A 21,275-nucleotide genomic window follows, 5' to 3' on the forward strand; every position below is an offset into this window, starting at 1 on the left:
AATATTGTAACTATATAATATTGATAGGATACTATCTAAAGGATAACATCCTCCTAATAGTCTTTTCAATTATTATTGTCGATTTAAAGCCAAAGACTTTGGATAAAGCTTTTAAGTATTTATTTGAAGTAACTAAAACGGCTCTTTCACCGCTTTGATTAATGTATTCCTCCGCGGTTTTAAGTAGATCTGGAAATAATGGATAATAATAACGGTAAAAATTCAAATAATTGCCTATTAGGGCAATCCGTAAATCTTCTCGATTGTATTTTTCAATATATATTCTATAAAATTCATAAGATTTTAATGTTGATAAGGCAGATTTATAGCTTATAGTACCTGAAATTGAATTTCTGCCAGAGTCCCTATAGAAAACTATAGCTTTATTTGAGAACACAATTTTTTTAGAATTCAATATGACACGGCAAAAGAAATCGCCGTCTTGATTTTTCAATAAGCTTTCATTCCAATCGCCTGCTTTTTCAATTAATTGCCTGCTACTTAACCAACAGGCTGTTTGTAAGGCCCCGTTGCCACTCCAAGAATCAACTAACCAATTAGCAGGCTCATTATAATTTTTATATATACCTAAATAATTCTTTTTGGCTTTATTTATAGTTTTTTCAAACCTAAACCATTTACATGAAAATAATACAAAAGGCTCCAAAGTAGAAGCATACACCATCTGTTCTTCTATTTTGGATATTGATAATATATCATCAGCATCTAAATATTGGATATATTCCCCTTTTGAATATTTAAAGGCTAAGTTTCTGGCTCTACATGCACCTTTTCTTTCCTGTCTGAATAGCTTAATATTACTGTTTGAAGCTTGAAGACCCTTAACTATTTCTAAAGAGTTATCACTTGAACCATCATCGACTATTATTATTTCAATATTATTATACGTTTGATTTAGGCATGAATATAATGTTTCTTCAATAGTTTCCTCCGAATTATACATTGGGATTAAAATTGAAACAAGTGGGTTCATTGTGTTTTTAAGTTATATTAACTAGCATTGATTCTATGAAAGCAGATTATTGTATTTAGTTGATTTTTCATTTAATGTTAACTAATGAGTTGATTTGTTAAATTTTTATAATATAATTTATAGTATTTTACTATTGAAAAATGTTTTGTGAAAATTTTAGCAAAAAATGCCCAAGCTTTAGCTAATGGTAAAGTAGCAATTGTTAATGAATACACTCTAAGTTTAAAATACCTTAAATAAGGAGCAGAGATTTTTTCTTTTTCCGCCCAGGCTAAAAGGCTTTCCCAAGCTTTCAATTGATTTTGATAGTATTTTTTATGTGAAAATGTAAACTTTGTTATTCTATTAGATTCATGAACTCCTCTTATTGTGATTGGAGTGTCAATGATTCCTGGAGTCAAATCAATATGGTACGAAAGCCTAATTATAAATTCCGTATCCTGGTGTAATCTAAGCGTATCGTTAAAAAAATAACTCATTTGCTTTAGCTTCTCAAGATTAATCGTCAATGTATTTAAATGTATATGCCCCATGTTTTTAAAATTGAATCCACTTAAAGACTCAAAAGGGTTCATAAATTCATTTTCAAGCCTCAAAACAGTTACATTAGCAAAGATTTTGTTTTTATATTTTTCTTCTAAAACCTCATTATGATATCTGTTTCCCAAGGCTCCATACATTGCGTCAAAATCATTATTTTTTTCTATAAATTCATTCTCTTTAACAAATCTGTTTGGTAAATAAATATCATCTGCATCTAAAAAAGCTATATACTTTGCTGTAGCCTGTATAATTCCTAAATTTCTGGATGCACCAGCACCTCGGTTTTCTCCATTAGGATGTGTGTAAAGCTTAACATTGGCATATTCATTCGCTAAATTCATGCAAATTTTTAAAGATAAGTCTTTCGATCCATCTTCTATAAGTATTATTTCATGTACCCCTGTCTGTATTAGAACTGATTCTACAGCTTCTGTTATAAATTTTTCAGCATTGTATACAGGAATAATTACAGAAACATTAAAATCGGTTGTTGTCATAATTTAATAGGAGTTACATAAACTCATATATTTCATTTTTGATAGGCATTGTATATAATGAATCTTACCAGAGCTTTAACTTGTGTGATACAAAAACTCGTAGAGCATAATTCAGTATACTAATACTTCTATAACATAACGTTACTCTATTGTTGAAAAAACTATATTCCACATTTCGTCAGTTTTTAGTTTTTGAATTCCACTCATTTTTTTTAGCTTTTCTTTGACGTTTTTTGAGCATTCTTTATCTATAAGATATTTAATTATACTTTCAAACTCCTCTATTTGAGTAGTCTGTATTAATCCTTCAGGATAATTATAATCCTCCAATAATTCTTTATATTTATGACTCCAACCTAAGCATAAACATGGTATTGCTTGTGATAGTGCACTAACCAATCCATGAAAGCGTGATGTTATTATTCCCTTAGAACTACCTATAATTCCCTTTACATATAAGGGATTATCTTCCTTTATTATTTTCACCTTTGTGGTAAGGTTTTCATTTGTTTTATTAGCTATGTATAAATCTTTTTCTCCTTCGTGAATTAAAAAATATGGAATTCTGTTTTTGCTCTGAATTGTCAATACTACTTGTGTTAAATAGTGTATATATTCTTCTTTAGAGTTAAAAACTTTTGATTCAACTAGTTTATTATTAGGTATAATTCCTATATCGAGAGTGTTTTTTTCTAAATACTCTGGAGTCTTACCATCCAATATATTAGTAAAATCTGGCATTAAATAAACATTTTCTGCTCTATCATTTATTTTTACTATACTTTCATATGAATACTTATCTCTTGCAAATATCAGATCAATTAAATTAATGTTTGAGGACATTTCTTCTTTTAATAAAGGAGACTCAAACGGTCCAAAAGCTTGCGGCATTAAGATTATTTTTTTGTTATTCTCCTTCCATGTATTAAGTTTTGAAGTCAGTCTATATCTTGCTTTTTCATAACCCCAAAAATCCCCATAAGCAAAACCAGAAGCATCAAGAATTATATTAACTTCATTTTCGGCAATAAGATTTAATTTTCTTCTAACATATTTTGGTAACATAGTAATAATTTTATCTGTGCTTATTCCATATTTTACTTTATTTAATAGAGTATAAATATCTAATTTTCTTTGTTTTCTCATTGGTGCGGTAGAGGTTCTTTGCATAGCGATAATAGAATCCGGATACCGTTCTCTGATTTTACTCACAATTGCATAAAGCATTAACTCCGCACCTTTATTGTGGAATTCTACCCCTCTAAGTTCAATGATTTTTTTCATCTTGCTTCTTTGATAATCTTACTAATTGTAACTTCTAATTGCTTGGAGTGATCTCTTTTCTGAATATGCCACCATACCTTCAGAATCTGGTATTCCGATTGCAATACACATTATTGGCCTCTGATAATTTTCTAATTTTAAGATTTTCTGCATTTGAAGTTCTTTGACTTCTATATCTGGCCAGTTTATTATACAACTTCCCAGGCCTAATGTTTCTAACGCTAATATTAATGACATCGCTGCTAATGAAGAATCAATATAGATTAAATGCCGGTCTCTTTCATCAAAATAAGCGTCTAAATGCCCTACCACTACTACCATCATAGGAATATTCTGCGAATAACCTTTCGTTCCCATAGGTATTTTGACAATTCTATCTAACATCTCTGCCTCGTCAATTATTCTAAAGCTGTAAGGCTGTCTATTACATGCTGTAGGCGCCTGATTTGCTGCTAAAATGGCTTTATCTAACAATTCGTGCGGTACCTTTTTATCTTGGAACCATCGAACAGATCTTCTATATTTAGTAAGCTTATAAAAAGAATCATAAGAAATAGATGGCTTGTTTGTCTCTATTCTTTGATAAGGTATTGAAGTGGGTTTTGGTCGTTCTGGAGAAGCAGTAATTTTATTAAATCTTTCTCTTTCAGCATTAAGAGCAGGATGACTACCTGTAACACTGAAATACTCGTTTAGCACGTCATGAGCCCATTTAATTTGCGAATTTTCAACGCAGCTTTCTGGTCGGTAAAGTGTCTGAAAATTATTCATAGTTTCTCCTATAAAATCCAATGCGAAGACCTCTCTCCTCGGACGCATTAATAAGCCTTTTTCAAGGCGATGGACATTGCGTATAAGAGTGTACATACTGGCTTTCTCTTTATTGGAATCTTTCAAATGTTTAACTTTGCCTGCCAGTACAGCACGTTCTTCTCTTCTAAAATTTGATGAAAACAATAGATAATAAACACTACTTACGAATGGTGTACCAATAAAAAAAGTAGGAAGTACATTCTTATAAATAGAATGTAGTCTATGGCGAATTTTCTTAACCATTATTGATAACATAAACTTTAGTCATAAACTTCTTTTTGATACTGTCGAATAGTTGCTTCAGCATTTCCTTATCATTTTTACTCAACCCTATTAGATATATAAATATTGAATAAGAAATACTGGAAACTAAGCTTATAGTAATGAGGCTTTGCCAATTATTATTGGTAAAGTGTTGTTGAACAAAATAGACCAATATTACCGACGGTAATAAGCTCATAAATGAATTAAAAATTACACTTTTGAAATATTTTGTGGCAGAGTAACCTGTTAAATATTGAAAATAGAAGACTCTGAATAAAGTAGACAAGCCTTCTAGTGCAAACGATACTAGAGTTATAGAATAAGGGGGATAGTGAAATTTTAGGAAAACAATCCCTATAGGAAGGGTTAGTAATTGTATACCTCCTGCTACTAATTGATAAACCTTTATTCTGCCAATTGCTTGTACTGCTGTCATTAACCCCATGTTTAGCTGATTCATCATAGTCAGCAAAATTATAGACCGACAAAACTCAACTGTGTACGCAGGAACATTTTTAAGCCACAGCTTTAAAACAAAAGGCATTTCAAAAAAAATGGGTAATGCAAAAAAAGTAAATAAGTAAAAAGAGAATTGATTAGCAGTTAATGCCAATCTTATCATTTTGTCTCTGTTATTTGCTCCTTCACTTTTCATGATTTGTGGCCTCATTGCACTCATCATTGTCTGAGAAAAGAACATTAATTGACTGTTAATCTGATTTGCAATACCATAGGCAGCATTAACCACGGTGGTATAAAATAAATTTAAAACTATTGCTACTCCCTGATTTCTGGCGACTGAGCATAAGGAACCAAAAAGACTCCATCCAGCAAATGATGTCAGCTCTTTAATCTGACTTTTGTTATAAGCTTTTAGAACATTAACATTACAATCTTCGTATTTCTTTTTGGTATAAACACGCTTGATAATTCTTAATACAATAGCTGACAGCATTGTAAATAAGCCATAATAAAATAACCTGTCATTATTTAATAAAAAAATACTGCCTGCAATAATTAGCTTTAATAGTGAATCTATTGTACTTACTATTGCGAGAAACGTCATATTTTCATGAGCGTTAATAACAGCATCATATGGTACAGATATTATTGTTATAAAGGTAGAGACTACAACAAAATGTAGTATATACATCGCTATGGTAACCTTATCAGGATCTATCTTAAGCTGATTTTTTATTAAATATATACCTATAGCTTCTATTATTAATGCCAACAGAATTCCAATTGCAAAATGGATAACAACACTATTTGCAAAAATTTTCTTTACATTTTCAATACTACCAGTTCCGATATTGTAGGAAAGGTAACGTTGTGTAGAGGTAGTCATTGCTGCATTGAGAAAAGCCAACATTGCTATCATACTACCTACTACATTGTATAAACCAAAATCACTAGTGCCTAATGCATTTAGTAGTAATCTGGTTGCATACAAAGAAATAATTGAGGTAACTATTGCCCTTGCATAGGTAATACCCGTATTGAAAATGACTCTGTTAGCTGCTTGCATCTATATAGAATACCTCACTGTACGAGCAGTGCGATATTAAAAAAGTTAATCGATAAACATTGCGGTGAAAATTATACCTTATGTATTGATAAAGCAGTAGAAATTTTAACCGGCAATAATCACATCGATTTCTTGATTTTGAATACGTTGCTTCTACTCAAAATCACGTTTCCTTTACTTTGAAACAAGTTTCCTATAGTCCAAATTATTATCACTAACTGAAATAGAGCTATACTTCTTTACCGTAAGCATACTTATAACTATAACCATAGCCATAGCCATAGCCATATTCTTGGCTATTGCGATAATCGATTCCATTAAATATTACATTAAGGGATTTAAATTTAGCTGTGGCATGCAGTTTATTTAATGTTTGCAAATTAGCTTTCGGCGTGTAATCATGACGAATTAAATAAAAGGCAGCATCTACGTAAGGCCCTAATAAAGTAGCGTCTGCCACTAAACCTACAGGTGGAGTATCTAAAATAATAAAATCAAACTGGCTTCGAAGCTCTTCTATCAATGCCCCCATCCGGCCATTTGACAATAACTCAGAGGGATTAGGAGGAAGTGGGCCACTTGGTAATACATATAAATTAGAATTAAGGGCTGTCTGCCTAATTAATTCAGAAACGTTACTTTGCCCAATCAGATAATTAGAAATACCTTTTTCTTTTGGATTCTCAATGCCGAGATAAGACGCCACCTTTGGTTTACGTAAATCTAGCTCTAGTATTATTACTTTTTTGTTCAGAAAAGAAATACTAGACGCTAAGTTAATACTTACGAAACTTTTACCTTCTCCACTAATTGATGATGTAAGTAAGATGACATGTGATTTATTAAGCTCTGTTTCCTTAATGGCGTACTGTAGGTTAGCTCTTAATATTTTAAATTGCTCCACGAGTAAACTATTGCCTTTCATATCGAGTAGGTTGTCCTTTAAGTCTTTGGGTTTCATCATGATTTCCCCAAAAATGGACAATCCAGTTTCTGTCTCAATATCTTTTCTCGATTGCACCTTATCATTCAGTAAACTCTGAAGACTAATAACGCTCATTGGAAACAAAAGACCGATCAAAAATGCCGCCAAATAAACGATCTTTGAGTTGGGTTTAACAGGCTGTATTGAACTATAAGGTTCATCAACAATTTGGCTATCCGTTACTGTTGAAGCGTAGGCAATAGCCGTTTCCTCTTTTTTCTGAAGCAATAATATATAGAGACTTTCTTTAATCCCTTGTTGACGCTTAATAGTTAAAAACTCTCGTTCTTTACGTGGAATCCGACGGATGGATGACTCAAAGGTTTTATTTGTTTGCTCTAATCCAGTGCGAGTTACTAATAAATTATTCCGCTGATTAGTGACATTATCCTGAATAGCACCTTTTGTATTTGTAACCTGTGCGTTTATGGTCTGCAGGAATGGATTGTCAGGTTGTGTTGTACGTGCATATTTTTCCTGCTGGGTTTCCAGCTCATTTAGCTTCATTAATAAGCTAGTCAGTACCGGATCAGTAATCGAAAGCATAGCGGGCGCAAATCCACTTTGACTACTTTTTAGATATGCGTCAACACCATCTAATATTTTCAACTGAATATCTACTTCATTGAGTTTAGTGTCATTTTCTTTTACAGCCTCCAGAAATAAATTTCCTTCGGCACTCAAATCCGTGATACCCTGAGCGCTTTTATAGGATTCGACATCTTTTTCCACAGTACCTAACTCACCCGTGATCAATCGAAGACGCTCGTCAATGAATTGAAGTGTGTTAGTTGCCTCCCGATTTTTGTCAGTCAGTGCCGAAAAGGTATAGGCTTCCAACAGCTTGCTTAAAATAGCTTTACCTTTATTCGGCAGAGCATCTTCCAGAGTTAATTTAAGGACTGTACTTTTCTGATTTAATAGTTCTACATTAATTGCTTCTTTATATCGGTCTGCTGTAGATTGAGGATTTGCAAACGTGACTTTTATTAAATTATTTTTTTTGTTATATAGAGAATCATTCAGAAATACGCGAAAGTTTCCATATTCATTTTTAACGTTCTGGCTAAAGGTAAATTTACCCTTTGGCTGACCTTCCTCATTTTGTAGTTCATATTGCTGGTTACTTAAAATACGAACAATAATTGGCTCTTGATAAGCCAATGGGGTCATCGCACCAGTATACACCCAGATCGGAGATGTTCCATAGAGTTCTTCATAAGATCGAATCTCCCCCTTTTTGAAATAGGCTACTGATAAATTCAGGTCATTCACTACTCGTTGCATCAGCGTCCTTGACTTCAGCAACTCAATTTCATTCTCAACAATTTTATCCCCCCCAGTCGATTCCAACGCCTTTAGTAGATCATCGGCATCTGGGGCCTTATCTTGTTTTTTAATTAAGAGGACAGCACTCACCTGGTAGATCGGTGTAGCATAACGAAGATAGGTATAAGCTATACCGACAGCTAATAATACTGACACTAACAACCAGTTCCAGTAGCGAAGGTATTTTAGGAAGAATAAGCGAAGATTAATGGGTTCTTCTTCCTCTTCAAAAATATTAGTACTTACGTTTGCCATTCATTTGGATAATTAACTATTTTTCTGCCTTAGGTGATTCTTAAGTGCCTGATTAGTAAGCTTAGTATCATAAAAAACTATAAGCTCACTAATCGAATGTAAATTTTATTACTAGCTCACTTTGTAATAAAATTTACAACTACCAGCAGAGTTGATATAATACCTAAAGTCATTGGTAATAATTGTATGGCTCGGTCTGACGAGGTAACTCTCCCTTGCCTAGGTTCCACATATAGAATATCATTATTTTGGATAAAATAGTAGGGCGAATCAAGAACACTACGGGCGGTAAGATCAAGGCGAATGACTTCTCGTTTATCTCCGACTGTCCGGATGAGCATTACATTGTCGCGTCGACCATAAACAGTTAATTCACCAGCCATACCAACTACTTCGGGTAGAGTTGTGCGGCTATTAATAAGATTGAAAACGCCTGGATGGTTGACTTCGCCAAGTACAGTAAACTTGTGATTCAATGGGCGGACATTAATTGTTGGCTCTTTAAGGTATTTATCTAACTTATCTTTAAGGAAAACTTCGGCTTCTGCAATCGTGAGACCAGCCAGCTTTGCTTTTCCAATTAAGGGGATATTGACAGAACCTGTAGAATCTACTAAATAACCCAAGGGCTGTAGATTACCGCCCGCTCCGCCCCCGCTCGAAGAACCAGGAAATCGGGACATATGTAGAGCGCTAGTATTCTGAAAATTGAACAAAATGTTCGATTCATCGCTCAAACTAGTTACTATAATAGCTAAAATATCGTCTGGTTGTATGGTAGTAATACTGGGTCTGATAGTTGCTAACGTACTATAATGTACCGTATCAATTGGACTTTTCCCTTGAAAGTAGGTAATTGTTTTTGAAGTGGTACAAGAATAAAACAACGATACGAAGGATAAATAGACAATTACTTTTAGTTTATTTTTATTCCAAATTGTACTCCTTAACAAGTGCGCCATATAGTATGTCCTGAGGTGCGAACCAATTTACTAGAAAACAAAGTTAATGTTTTTTCGTTTCAGCACAACGGGATTTAGTTAATAGTTATTGGAGTTTAATAAAGACTAGGTTACTGAGTTTGTAGGGTGTCTGCTTACCAAGAGTAATCTGGTAATTCTCCAGAAAACCGGTAATTCGTAATAACCGATAACTAATAAATAATAGATTAACCACCCTACCAGGCATTTGCATCTCCTTTAAACATTAACTTTAAAGTTCGGAAGCAAATTTTCATATCTAGAAAGAACGATTGACGAGGAATATAGAGGTGGTCGTATCGAACACGATGATCCATCTCATGACTCCCACCTGTCGCACCGCGTGATCCACGAACTTGGGCCAGACCTGTAATGCCAGGACGTACCCAATAGCGTTCCCGATAAGCCGCTGAATCCCAATGGAGCACATCATGCTGTATAGCGTGAGGGCGAGGACCAACTAAGCTCATATCACCCAGCAATACATTGATAAACTGCGGCATTTCATCCAGATTAGTTCGGCGCAAAAAGCGTCCTAAAGGTGTTACGCGGTTATCGTTACGGTCTGTCTGGCGAAAGCTACCTTGTTGAGAAGTAACATGCACCATAGTCCGAAACTTAAAGCAGTGAAAGGCTTTTCCCCGACGACCTGAGCGAGCCTGAATGAAAAAGACAGAGCCCTGAGATTCTATGATAATTAGTACACCGATGAGTGGAACCAGCCAGGATAGAACGAAGATTAGGACAAATGAGGCAGCAACGATATCGATAAGCCGCTTTCCAATGCGAGTGTAAATGGTACTCTTTGGCAATGAAACAACCTGTTGAACTGGCGTCCATTGTAGGAAAATGTTCGAAACAGGTTGCTTATTCCGGCGAGCCGTTTTCTCGGGTAAATCAAATTCAAGGGGCGCGTAACCTACCGTAAAGTCGTTTGAAACAAAGTCCGATTCATTACGCTGAAATAAGTTGGAAACTTGATTCATAATGGGGAAGATAAGATGATTGAACAGGTATAGTATGGAGACAAAAAGATCTGTTTTTTATATATAGCAAGTTGCCAATTAATACTTAACCATAACTGACAACTAGTACTATCATCTTCTGTTAATGCAATAATAGCCATGTTTACCGAAGGGTCGGATATTATCTTATTTGTATTTATTAAACGGCGAAACATTATTTTTGTCCTATTCTGCTACTATCTTGCGAAGATTAGTAAGCTATATAAAAGCATAATGATATAGTTAGATTATACTGATCATTTTTATTAATTAAAGCCAATAGCGCATATTTGAAAAATATAAAATATTATTGAATGGCGTAGGTTAGTAGTTACAAGAAGGTTTGTGGGATGGTTGATGAGCAGTCAAGAGCATGTACGTAGTTGCACTTGGTAAACGAAGTTTAGTACTTTTTTTATAAACGTGTTTTTTATACAAATATCTATCAATAGCCTTAGTCATATCAATCCAGATTGCTTGGGCAATGAAACGATCAACTGATGCTCAGCTTTGACATAATGCCGAGCCAGATAATGTTCCTATTTACTGTGGGATGTTTTATTGTTAGCAAAACTGAGTTTGGATAGGTATAATTTGTAACCAACTTGTGTAGTTGATTTTATATTGACTATGAGCGGTAACAATACTTCGGATCTTGTTCGATGCCTCTCCTCGGGGGTATATCGCCACTTCGTTCCTCCAGCTAACTGCGATCTTATTTGTGGGCAAGTAGAATCTGCCAGAAGGGATTCGTTAGAATCGCGCTGTAGTTGGGCTTGAGTTTTGTTTTTGATGACCTGACGGCTATGCTTCCCAACGCGGTCGCGATGCTCAACTTAGCATATTGTTTAACGAACATGATAAAACTATTAAGTATCCTATTCGTATTTTCTTCGTTGGTCAGTTTCGCACAACCAGGTTCATACCCTGTCTTGGCTGGCACTAATTACACGTGGACCCAGCCTGTTCAGGATCATGACATTAACGTCGCAGATGCTGTATCAGAATGGTGGATGCATCCCATAGCGACATATGAAGCACTTCCTTACAAGCGCACATTGTTTGGCGCGATTGGAAGTGATGGAGCTATTTATGCTTGTGAATATACGCACCTATCCAAACAAACAAAGAAGTTTCAGGTTGGGAAAGCAATTGTGGATGATCACTGTGCACCTGCTTTTTATGCGGCAAGTGGGAGACGTTCAGTAATCGCTTGGGCAAATCACAACAAAGACCATCTTATACATTACCGTGTGGGAGAACTTTCTGGAGATATTACCGCGTGGGAAACCGAAACGATAATTGATTTGGGGAATGTAGCTTCCTATGCCCAGATACATCGTCTTAATGCGGAGTCGGATACTACTCAGGATACATTTATCGTCTTCAACCGACTAAACAACCATCAATGGACAGCGATGACATTTTCTGTAAATCAGGCTACGGGAGCTTTTACAGTTACACGTCCACCTCGCATTATTCTGAGTGGCAACAATAAACAGACCTATATTACGACTGCCGATGCTTTTAATGCAACTGGCAATCAGGTGATTCGTATTGCAATGGGTTTTAATCCTGAAGCTACAAGTCACAGTGTATATTACCTGGAACTGGATGCTGTGACCGGCGCATTAACCTCTCCTGTTACTTCTACGCTTTCGGCGAACATCTACACTCAAACCAGTACTCCTGTTTCAGACAATTCGCTATCTGCTTTGATTCCGGATAATTCAGGTGATGCGGAATCACGTCGGCTGTACTATGTTCGTTCGGGACCCGCCGAACCTGCGATAGCCTATCTCGATTACAGCAAATCTACGCCCATGAAAGGTACCTATAAGACAATTAGTAAAGCTAGCGCAACCTTTAAAGCACTGGCAATTGGAACACCCAAAGGTGGTGCGGTAGCTGCCTACAAGCGTGCTATGAATATGAGTGATTTTGAAGTAAGAACAAAATGCTCATTTTCAGTTACACCTACTACATCAACAACACTAGCCAGTAGGGTAGTAGGTGGAGAAGGTTGGTGGTTTGAATTGCTGGCGAATAGAACAGTAAAGTTTACCTGTAGAACAGGCAGTTCTACAATGAAAACAGTTACAACAAAGGCCGCTATACCGGGTAGTTTTAGTGCTATGATAGGTTATGGATTTAAATATAGAGACGATGTTGCCGGACTTGCTAGAGCCTACTTTCAGTATTGTTTAGATGGGACAAACTGGATTGATCTTGGCAATGGTAGTGGTAGTAGCATGGGTAGTACGGGTACCATTATACCTATTACTAGTGATGCTCCTTTTGTTGTATTGGGTGGAGTTGAATCTACAACAGCGATTATACAGACAGCACAATTGCTGGACTTCAATCAGGTGGTGGTGACAAGTGTGGATTTCACAACACTAGCCTCTGGCTTGACCCGTTTTACAACTCCTTCAGGTGATAGTTGGACGGTTACGTCAGGTGCTAGCATAACGACAGCATCAGGGAACTCATGGCTAATTAACACATTTGGAATAGCTGGACAGGGATTCAGTTCCGGCCTTCCCTCATACATCGGCGGCATGAACTTCCCGACACCGTGCTATGATGACATTGTTTATTTAACGCGCCGTAACAGTACCAATACCAATAGTACGCTAGAGCGCTATACAAGGCCAGATATCAATAGCACCTACACGCAGTCAATATTAATACCAACGTCAGCACTTTATTTAGCCAGGCCTTATTCCCCTATTGGGGCAAATGTAATTCCAGTATTATATGTAGAGCTCACGAGCTATGGTCCTAGTTATACTACTTACTCGGGAGCAATAGGGGCTTACACCGAGCCGTAAAATTTCGATTAGTAGCTGCTAACCGGGATTTTAGGTAATCAATTTTTTGAATCAAAAGATTAGATTATAGGCAGTCTCGATTACTCGCCACAAGAGGGTAGTGGATAGGAGTACGATTAGCGTCCAGGGACCGGGAATTAACAATGATTTGCGAGTCGTTTTCATGCCTCAAAGCAAGAATGAGGACATAAAGATGCGGTTAATCAGGAATTAAATCTGGATGAAAAAAGTAGCCTAATTTGTCCAAAAGAAAAAGACGCTAACAGCAATAAGTGAGGCAATGGCCATGAGGCTAATTAATACTTCAAGATCGTCAAGGTGTCGTTTCATCTTAGGGGAGGTTTGGTAAAAATCTTGAGATGAAACTAGGGGTAAGGTGTTGATAATGAGATGAAAATTAGGTTAAAAAAGAAAGCCTATTTATTAATCGGCTAAGGGGTAATAAGAAAAATTCTCATCAGCAAGCCACCACGGGTGGCTAAGTAACTTTTTTTTATAGCCCATGCCGTCAAGAAATAACCCTGTACGGGCAACGGAAAATCAATAGGAATCTAATCGGAACAAAGGGTGAGTTCAAAATCCTATCCTATTGAATTTCTGCTTGAGCCAAACGAAATGAACTAGTTCTTACCACTTCGTTTTAAGACCCTTTACAGTTAAAGTTCAATATCATCGCCCAGATAGCTCTAGGGGAATTTTCCTAGACGTTCAGAAAGGAGTGATTCTTCGAAGCCAATCTCTCCGCTGAAAAACTTACTGGCTTTTTATGTTAGCCCTACGTGAATGCCCGAGGCTAGTAGGCTTTACCGTTTAAGAGAAAAAATTGTCAAACCAATATCTTTTTTTAATATTTGTATTGTTATATTTTTTCTCATCATTATTATACTAAAAAGACTTGGTGACTAAGCGTTGATTGACATTCTTGTTGGATCAAAGAATCAGCGATTGTGACCAACCTATTAAACTCAACAATAGTATATGAAACGACTCCCCGGCAAGCGCGGAGAACACCACTATGATCCGCAGGAAGTACTCTATCTTATTGGAAACATCAATTATTGCTATTTATACATGACGAACGGCGAGGTAGTTCTGTCATGTAGAACGCTAAAGTGGTTTTCCGATCAATGGCCTCATTTTCTACGAGTGCATAAAAAGGCACTTATTAATCAAACCTACATTTCGTCCTGCAAACCAGCTGGTAATTCCACAGATACAAATTACATCGTTATGGCCGACGAGACTCAGTTTGAAATTGCCAGACGGCGCGTTCCTGCAGTGCTTCCAGTACTCTCACAGCTTCAGTTGGCAAACTGATGCTGCGAGAGTACCTCGAGTAGGTTGGTGAGGTACTAGTTTATTGAATATACGCTAGGACAATCGTTTTCTCGGGATTAATTACTCTACTTTATTTTTGTTCAGATCTACCGAACATAGACCTGTAGGGATTCAATTTTAACGACTATTGTTTTTCCCTGAGTCGACATGACCTCACCTTCGTGATCTATAAAGGCGCCAGATGCAATTCGAAGCCGGTCAACTGCCTTAACGTCAAGTAGCTCCAGTGAATCGTGATCAACGTCATTCAACATGTCCTTGATCAGATCAATCTCTTTTTGTTTAACTATTGCCGGTTTCTTGAGCCAGTAAAGCTAACCAACAACTCCGGGTACCTCGTAAACAGCCTGACGTTCGTGTTCTTCCAGGTGCACGAAGTAGTAAGATCGGAACAGGGGTTCCTCAACTGTCTTTATACGGTCAGACCATTTTCGTTTGACTTTTCTAAATGGGCAATATACCTCGACACCTCGTTGTTGGAGTTCTTTAGCTGCCAGCTTTTCAGATCTGGATTTTGTATAGATTACCAATCAAGGCATACGTTTAATTAGTAATTAGTATAGAGGAGGTTATTTCGCTACCAGAAAATCCAGTATTAGAAATGGTCTATAGTCGTTAAGCTTATGATTATTGCTATTTCGCAAACTAAGAAATATAAGTTTAATGGGTTAACTCAACAACATAAAATCCATCTGAAGTAAATAACTTGAGACTGGGAGATAGGAGTCATTTATAGTGGAGAGGGTACAGAAAGAATGATAAACGCTGACTTCGATGAGGTCAGCGTTTTTTGTTTCTGCTCTCAAAGTTCTATCTTGGTACAAATGCGCTTGATTGCCTTCCGCGTTTACCATAGATAAAGCTTACGTAGTTCTATTGATAGAGTTTTTATGAAAAAATATAATTATGGACTTCTATTATTAGTAGTTACAGCTGCCTGTAGTAAAACCGTTGATCCAGATACCGCCAGCGCTGTAGAAGGATTATATCAATTAACGGAATACGATTCTCCAACGACATCTGATACCAGCCCCACTGGCGCGCTAAGTGTTACCCGGTTGGATGCGCAGCATGTAAAGATTACAGTAAAGGGCACGTCGGGCAAAACGAAAATTGCCTATACACTGGCCAGCGTTTTAGTGGCGAATATAGATCGGGATTCCTATGACTTATCCATTAAAGGAAAAAGTGTAGGTAAAGCGGGGGAGGATGTTGTCAGCCGTTATGTAAATCTTACACCTGTGTCAAGCGTTACACTCTCCTCCGTTGAATTTTGACCAGATAATTTCCTCACCCACTGCCCTTACTCTGACCGTAAACTCTTCACCGGATTCATCAGCGTTGCCTTGATCGACTGATAGCTTACCGTTAGCAGCGTAATGACCAGCGCACCCGCGCCCGAGGCTGCAAAAATCCACCACGATAGGTCCGTGTGATAGCTGTATTTCTGGAGCCAGTTACCGAGCAAATAGTAGGCAAGTGGCGTCGCGATCCCAAAGGCGATGACAACCAGAAAAACGAAATCCTTCGACAATAACCGCCACAGACTGAATACCGATGCGCCCAGTACCTTGCGTACGCCGATTTCTTTGGTACGTTGCTCTGCCATGAAGGAGGCCAGTCCAAATAGACCCAGACACGAGATAAGGATGGCCAGACTGGTGAAGAGTAAAGCCAGTTTGCCAACTCGTTCTTCAGCGGCAAATTTTACGGCGTGTTCCTGATCAACGAATTTGTAGTCGAAGGGGGCGGCTGGGTTGTATTTTTTGAAGACGGCTTCTGTTTTGCTCAATGCGTCGGCGGCACTGAGGGTCGGTGCTAATTTCAGGATGGCGAAATTGCCTTTCCTGCGATTGATGATGAAAACGGATGGCCTGACGGGTTCGTAAGGCGACTCCATTACCATATCTTTGATGACGCCAATCACGTTGAACGATTCATTACTTAAGAACTCGCCCGCTTTAATAACTTCGCCAACTGGGTGTTTGAAGCCCATGATTTTCGCGGCCGATTCGTTCAAGATCATCCCTACAGAATCGGTCGTGAAGGTTCTTGAAAAATCACGCCCCTGCTTAAACTGCCAGCCAACGGTTTTTCCATAATCATAAGACACTTTAACCGCACCAAGGCTTGCTTGTAGACTCGGGTTTTTGCCTTTCCAGTCGAAATCGGGAAGGACAAGAAATACGTTCGTTAACGGACTGTGTGATTCGGCCATTTCGGCGATGGCTCCCGATTTTTTCAACTCATCCCGAATCGCGTCAAAATGATCATGAACGTCAGGCGTTGGCGTTTGAAGGATAATCAAACCAGCTCGATTATAACCCATCGGTCGATTTTGGGCGTATTGGATCTGACGGTAAACGATAATCGTTCCGATAATCAGCGTGACCGAAACCGTGAACTGAACGACTACCAATACTTTGCGTGGGAGAGCTGCGAACCGTCCGGCCTGAAACCCAATCCCCTTCAGGACCTTGATGGGCTGGAATGAGGACAGGTACAGCGCTGGATAACTTCCGGCTAGAAATCCGGTCAGTAGGATAAATCCCAGACTCGCTGCCCAGAAGTAAGGCGACGTCCAGAGCATAGTCAGGTGCTTGCCCGCGATTTCGTTAAACCATGTTAGGGAAAGCGTTGTCAGTCCGATTGCCAGCGCAAAGGCCAGAATAACGACCAGAAAAGATTCGCTGAAAAACTGGCTAATTAACTGACTTCGGACTGACCCAACTGCCTTGCGAATACCCACTTCCCTGGCCCGTTTTTCACTTCGGGCGGTGCTTAGATTCATGAAGTTGATGCAGGCTAGCAGCAACACAAACACACCAATAATGCTAAATAACCAGACGTACTGAATGCGCCCGCCAACCGATACACCATTCTCAAAATCAGACGCTAAGTACCACTTACTCATCGGATGAAGAAACATTTCCGAATGATATTGCTGGCTATCTTTCCGTCCATTCCGGAATTTGATGTCTTTAATCTGCGCCGAAACCTTGTCCATATCCGCATTATCAGCCAGTTGGACATAGGTGCGGAACTGATTGTTATCCCAGTCGTCTTTGTTGCGGGTTGCCTGATAAATGAGGTTCCAGGGAGCCAGAAAAGTTACGTCGCTGAATTGTGAATTTGCCGGGAAGTCCTCATAGACGCCCGCTACGTTCAGATTCGTATTATCATTCAGTTTGACGATTTTCCCGATGGGGTCGTTATCGCCGAAAAAAGCCTTCGCTACTGATTCAGACAGTAAAATGGACGACGGATCTTTCAACCCCGAGCGTGTCCCTTTGAGCATCTTCAGGCTGAGCATATCGGTAATGTCTGGTTCAATGTAGTTCCCTGGTTTCGTGAACTTTTTGTCGCCCACTGACAGGATCGTTTCGAAAGTTCCAGACGACATGACGACGTATTTGAAGTCTGTTCCGTACATCGTTCGGAGGGCGTCGCCTAGCGGAGGAGGATTGTGTTCCTGTGTGCTGACGATCCCATTATTCGTTTGATTTTGCATCACCTGCGCAATGCGATCATAATTCTCGAAGGATCGGTTAACCGATAATTCATCATAAACCCACAGGCCGATGAGCATGGCTACTGTCATGCCCACAGCCAATCCGCCAATATTGATAAAGGAATAGGTCTTGTTTTTGATGAGGTTCCTTCGGGCGATTTTTAGATAATTGCGTATCATGGTTGCATGTGTTGGTTCAGGATATTCATTCGTAAGGTGTCGTTTCATGAGCGAAGGCCGCATCAGACTCAATACGTCCTTCACATAGCGCCAGCGAGCTTCCCGCACACCAACTTGCCTGATCCGTTGCCGGAACAATTCATCCAAATCGTCTTCCAACTCATCTACCCTGTGTGGAGCGCAGAACAGATGTAGCAGGCGTGTAGCCAAGCGGGGCGGGACGTGTCGGGGCGGTTTCATGGTTGTAGTACCGACCGTCCCGGTCGGCGGTTAATAGGTGTTAGGCCCGACCGGGACGGTCGGCATTACTCAGATCTCAATGATTTGACTGGATTCGTCAAGGCTGCTTTGATACTTTGGAAACTGATCGTCAATAAGGTCACAACCAATGCACCTAAGCCTGCGAGGGCAAAAATCCACCACGATAAGTCGGTTCGATACTGGTAATTCTGGAGCCAGCCCGACAGCACGTAGTAGGCAATGGGGGCCGCTATGCAGAAGGCCACTAAAATCAGAATCATAAACTCTTTCGAAAGCAAACCCCACACGTTGAACACCGATGCGCCTAGCACTTTCCGAATACCGATTTCTTTGGTACGTTGCTCTGCCATGAACGACGCCAGTCCAAACAGGCCCAGACAACTGATCAGAATCGCCAGGATGGCAAATCCACCGGCCAATCCGCCAATCCGTTCTTCGTTCCCGAATTTTCGAGCGAACTGATCGTCAACGAAGTTGTAATCGAAAGGCGAATCGGGACTATAGCTTTTAAATACCTGCTCGACTTTCGCCAGTGCCTCCTGGGGCGATAGTTGCGGAGCTAAGCGAATGTTGATGGTATTGACATTCCGATAGTTGACCGCAAAAAAAGATGGGTTGACTGGCTTAAATGGATCTTCTTTCACCATGTCTTTGATCACCCCAATGACCTTGTATTCGCGACCACCTTGTCTAACGGTTTCGCCAAGCGGCCGCTTGAAGCCCATTAGTCTTACAGCCGCTTCATTTATAATCATCGAAGCACTATCCGTCGTAAAATCCCTGGAGAAATTCCGGCCTTCCTTTACCTGCCAACCGATCGTTTTGCCATAATCGTGCGTTACGTAATTCGACATGACAAGTGGCTTACTGTCGTTCTTTTTGCCCTTCCACGAAATATCAGTTGTGCCACCAGCCTGTCCTGTCATTGAACCCGACGATTCTGCCATATCGGCTACGGCTCCTGAATTGATCAAATCATTTCGTAGGGCTGTGTAATGACTGGACAACTCAGGTGCGTTCATCCCAAGTTCAATCAGCCCATTTCGGCTATAACCCACCGGGCGGTCTTTGGCATGTTCGATCTGCCGGAATACGATGATGGTGCCGATGATGAGTGTAACGGAAACTGTAAATTGAAAACCAACCAGTACCCTACGTGGAATCGTTGCCGAACGATTGGTTCGCATAATACCCTTGAGCACTTTGATGGGTTGGAATCCGGATAAATACAGCGCTGGATAACTTCCTGCAATGAAACCCGTTAGCAAACTGAACCCCACTCCCGCGAGCCAAAACAGAGGGCTCGCCCATGGAATTACCATCTTTTTTTCAGCTATCTGATTGAAAAACGGTAAGGTAAGCTGTACGAATAGAATGGACAACATAAACGCCAGCATCGCTATCAACAGCGATTCACTAAAAAACTGCATAATCAGTTGACTCCGCAACGATCCTATCGACTTACGAATCCCGACTTCCTTGGCGCGTTTCTCGCTACGGGCCGTACTCAGATTCATGAAATTGATGCAGGCCAGCAGTAGAACAATGACACCAATGCTGCCGAACAGCCAAACAAACGTGATAATCCCGCCCGTATTGACGCCGTCTTTAAAATCAGAATAGAGGTGCCATTTCGTCATCGGATGTAGGAAAAACTCGGGTTTATAACCCGGCGGATTATCCCGCTTCATTCGGATATCCTTGATTTTAGCCGACACCTGAGCGAAGTCGGCACCCGGTTTGAGCTGGACGTAAATCTGGTACGAATTGGAGTCCCAATCAGTCCGGTCGCGTTTGGCGTTTTCTGTGTTAGCCTCAAAAAATTTCCAGGGAACCAGAAATGTGACGTCGTTGAACGTACTATTAGCGGGAAAATCTTTATAAACGCCCGCTACGTTCACCGTCTGTTTATTATCCAGTTTGATCAGCTTATTGAGCGGACTTTCAGTTCCGAACATCGCATTGGCGAGTGATTCAGACAGGAGAATCGAATTGATATCATTATTCCCAAACCGCGTGCCTGATACGATGTCCGGCGACAGCATATTGATAAAATCAGGCTCGACGTAATTGCCCAGTTTCAGAAGTTTCCGGTCGCCGGAAGCCAGAATCACATTACGCGTGACCGATAGACCAACCGACTCGAAATCAGGGTACTTGCTTCGCAGTTCCTGCGCCAGCGGAATCGGCATCACATCGTAGGACGATTTCTCCACGTCGAACTTCACAAACTGCCAGAGTTTAGCCAGTCGGTCGTAATTTTTAGTATGCTTATCGAACGAGAGTTCATCATACATCCAAAGGCCAATAAGCATCGCCACGGCCATACCCGAGGCCAGCCCAAAAATGTTAATAAAGGAATACACCCGGTTCTTGAGCAGATTCCGAAACGCGACTGTCAGATAATTGCGTAGCATAGTGGTAATAGCGGGGTTTGGATATGCATTCGTAGGTTGTCGTTTCATCAAGGATGGCCGCATCAAACTCAGTACGTCCTTCACGTAGCGCCAGCGAGCTTTCTGTAGGCCAAGGTGTTTGACCCGCTGCTGGAACAGCTCATCCAGATCACTTTCCAGCTCATCGAGCCGGTGAGGAGCGCAGAATAGATGCAGCAGGCGCGTGGCGAAGCGGGGGCGGACGTGTCGGGGCGGTTTCATGGTTGTAGTACCGACCGT

15 protein-coding genes are annotated in these 21,275 nt (G+C 39.6%); 3 read left to right on the forward strand and 12 right to left on the reverse strand.

Going from position 1 to position 21,275, the window contains the following annotated elements:
* Nucleotides 1-31: 31 nt before the first annotated feature.
* The 8 genes from GO755_RS21000 to GO755_RS21035 form a co-directional block, all read right to left on the reverse strand.
* The gene (locus GO755_RS21000) at nucleotides 32-994 is read right to left on the reverse strand and encodes a glycosyltransferase family 2 protein (protein ID WP_157587264.1); all 963 of its coding nucleotides are present in this window, start codon (nucleotides 992-994) and stop codon (nucleotides 32-34) included.
* Nucleotides 995-1,071: 77 nt separating this feature from the next.
* The gene (locus GO755_RS21005; RefSeq protein WP_157587265.1) at nucleotides 1,072-2,034 is read right to left on the reverse strand and encodes a glycosyltransferase family 2 protein; all 963 of its coding nucleotides are present in this window, start codon (nucleotides 2,032-2,034) and stop codon (nucleotides 1,072-1,074) included.
* Between the two features lie 141 nt (nucleotides 2,035-2,175).
* Complete coding sequence (locus GO755_RS21010; protein WP_157587266.1) at nucleotides 2,176-3,318, reverse strand: polysaccharide pyruvyl transferase family protein; 1,143 nt, start codon at nucleotides 3,316-3,318, stop codon at nucleotides 2,176-2,178.
* 21 nt (nucleotides 3,319-3,339) lie between these two features.
* A complete protein-coding gene (locus tag GO755_RS21015; RefSeq protein WP_157587267.1) occupies nucleotides 3,340-4,374 on the reverse strand; it encodes a nitroreductase family protein in 1,035 nt (344 codons plus the stop codon).
* Complete coding sequence (locus tag GO755_RS21020; RefSeq protein WP_157587268.1) at nucleotides 4,367-5,923, reverse strand: MATE family efflux transporter; 1,557 nt, start codon at nucleotides 5,921-5,923, stop codon at nucleotides 4,367-4,369. Before GO755_RS21020 ends, GO755_RS21015 begins: the two co-directional genes overlap by 8 nt.
* Before the next feature lie 229 nt (nucleotides 5,924-6,152).
* Nucleotides 6,153-8,492 carry a GumC family protein gene (locus tag GO755_RS21025; RefSeq protein WP_157587269.1) on the reverse strand — a complete coding sequence of 780 codons (2,340 nt, stop codon included), beginning with the start codon at nucleotides 8,490-8,492 and terminating at the stop codon, nucleotides 6,153-6,155.
* A 116-nt stretch (nucleotides 8,493-8,608) separates the two neighbouring features.
* Entirely contained in the window at nucleotides 8,609-9,454 is an 846-nt protein-coding gene (locus tag GO755_RS21030) for a polysaccharide biosynthesis/export family protein (protein WP_157587270.1), read from the reverse strand.
* Nucleotides 9,455-9,669: 215 nt separating this feature from the next.
* Entirely contained in the window at nucleotides 9,670-10,458 is a 789-nt protein-coding gene (locus tag GO755_RS21035; RefSeq protein WP_157587271.1) for a sugar transferase, read from the reverse strand.
* A 1,031-nt stretch (nucleotides 10,459-11,489) separates the two neighbouring features.
* On the opposite strand from GO755_RS21035, the gene GO755_RS21040 reads away from it, so the two are divergent.
* Entirely contained in the window at nucleotides 11,490-13,310 is a 1,821-nt protein-coding gene (locus GO755_RS21040; RefSeq protein WP_227687030.1) for a hypothetical protein, read from the forward strand.
* 978 nt (nucleotides 13,311-14,288) lie between these two features.
* A complete protein-coding gene (locus tag GO755_RS21045) occupies nucleotides 14,289-14,627 on the forward strand; it encodes a LytTR family DNA-binding domain-containing protein (RefSeq protein WP_157587273.1) in 339 nt (112 codons plus the stop codon).
* Between the two features lie 107 nt (nucleotides 14,628-14,734).
* Here the strand turns inward: GO755_RS21045 and GO755_RS41505 are convergent, their stop codons facing one another.
* Together GO755_RS41505 and GO755_RS41510 are read right to left on the reverse strand one after the other, a co-directional pair.
* Nucleotides 14,735-14,902, reverse strand: a complete 168-nt coding sequence (locus tag GO755_RS41505) for a hypothetical protein (RefSeq protein WP_227687031.1) — start codon at nucleotides 14,900-14,902, stop codon at nucleotides 14,735-14,737.
* Nucleotides 14,903-14,962: 60 nt separating this feature from the next.
* Nucleotides 14,963-15,178 (reverse strand): UpxY family transcription antiterminator, encoded by a 216-nt coding sequence (locus tag GO755_RS41510; RefSeq protein ID WP_227687032.1) that lies wholly within the window; start codon nucleotides 15,176-15,178, stop codon nucleotides 14,963-14,965.
* Between the two features lie 360 nt (nucleotides 15,179-15,538).
* Between GO755_RS41510 and GO755_RS21055 the strand changes: the two genes are divergently transcribed.
* Complete coding sequence (locus GO755_RS21055; protein ID WP_157587274.1) at nucleotides 15,539-15,925, forward strand: hypothetical protein; 387 nt, start codon at nucleotides 15,539-15,541, stop codon at nucleotides 15,923-15,925.
* A gap of 26 nt (nucleotides 15,926-15,951) precedes the next feature.
* Here GO755_RS21055 and GO755_RS21060 read toward each other — a convergent pair whose 3' ends face one another.
* Complete coding sequence (locus GO755_RS21060; protein ID WP_157587275.1) at nucleotides 15,952-18,579, reverse strand: ABC transporter permease; 2,628 nt, start codon at nucleotides 18,577-18,579, stop codon at nucleotides 15,952-15,954.
* 65 nt (nucleotides 18,580-18,644) lie between these two features.
* Nucleotides 18,645-21,257 carry an ABC transporter permease gene (locus GO755_RS21065; protein WP_157587276.1) on the reverse strand — a complete coding sequence of 871 codons (2,613 nt, stop codon included), beginning with the start codon at nucleotides 21,255-21,257 and terminating at the stop codon, nucleotides 18,645-18,647.
* Nucleotides 21,258-21,275 lie beyond the last annotated feature (18 nt).

The sequence above is a fragment of the Spirosoma arboris genome (assembly GCF_009754945.1).
GTDB classification, from domain to species: Bacteria; Bacteroidota; Bacteroidia; order Cytophagales; family Spirosomataceae; genus Spirosoma; species Spirosoma arboris.

Excerpts from the sequence above, each read along its gene's own strand:
- GO755_RS21000 (WP_157587264.1), bottom strand. The coding sequence starts at position 994 with ATGAACCCACTTGTTTCAATTTTAATCCCAATGTATAATTCGGAGGAA.
- GO755_RS21005 (WP_157587265.1), bottom strand. The coding sequence starts at position 2,034 with ATGACAACAACCGATTTTAATGTTTCTGTAATTATTCCTGTATACAAT.
- GO755_RS21010 (WP_157587266.1), bottom strand. The coding sequence starts at position 3,318 with ATGAAAAAAATCATTGAACTTAGAGGGGTAGAATTCCACAATAAAGGT.
- GO755_RS21015 (WP_157587267.1), bottom strand. The coding sequence starts at position 4,374 with ATGGTTAAGAAAATTCGCCATAGACTACATTCTATTTATAAGAATGTA.
- GO755_RS21020 (WP_157587268.1), bottom strand. The coding sequence starts at position 5,923 with ATGCAAGCAGCTAACAGAGTCATTTTCAATACGGGTATTACCTATGCA.
- GO755_RS21025 (WP_157587269.1), bottom strand. The coding sequence starts at position 8,492 with ATGGCAAACGTAAGTACTAATATTTTTGAAGAGGAAGAAGAACCCATT.
- GO755_RS21030 (WP_157587270.1), bottom strand. The coding sequence starts at position 9,454 with ATGGCGCACTTGTTAAGGAGTACAATTTGGAATAAAAATAAACTAAAA.
- GO755_RS21035 (WP_157587271.1), bottom strand. The coding sequence starts at position 10,458 with ATGAATCAAGTTTCCAACTTATTTCAGCGTAATGAATCGGACTTTGTT.
- GO755_RS21040 (WP_227687030.1), top strand. The coding sequence starts at position 11,490 with ATGCATCCCATAGCGACATATGAAGCACTTCCTTACAAGCGCACATTG.
- GO755_RS21045 (WP_157587273.1), top strand. The coding sequence starts at position 14,289 with ATGAAACGACTCCCCGGCAAGCGCGGAGAACACCACTATGATCCGCAG.
- GO755_RS41505 (WP_227687031.1), bottom strand. The coding sequence starts at position 14,902 with ATGTTGAATGACGTTGATCACGATTCACTGGAGCTACTTGACGTTAAG.
- GO755_RS21055 (WP_157587274.1), top strand. The coding sequence starts at position 15,539 with ATGAAAAAATATAATTATGGACTTCTATTATTAGTAGTTACAGCTGCC.
- GO755_RS21060 (WP_157587275.1), bottom strand. The coding sequence starts at position 18,579 with ATGAAACCGCCCCGACACGTCCCGCCCCGCTTGGCTACACGCCTGCTA.
- GO755_RS21065 (WP_157587276.1), bottom strand. The coding sequence starts at position 21,257 with ATGAAACCGCCCCGACACGTCCGCCCCCGCTTCGCCACGCGCCTGCTG.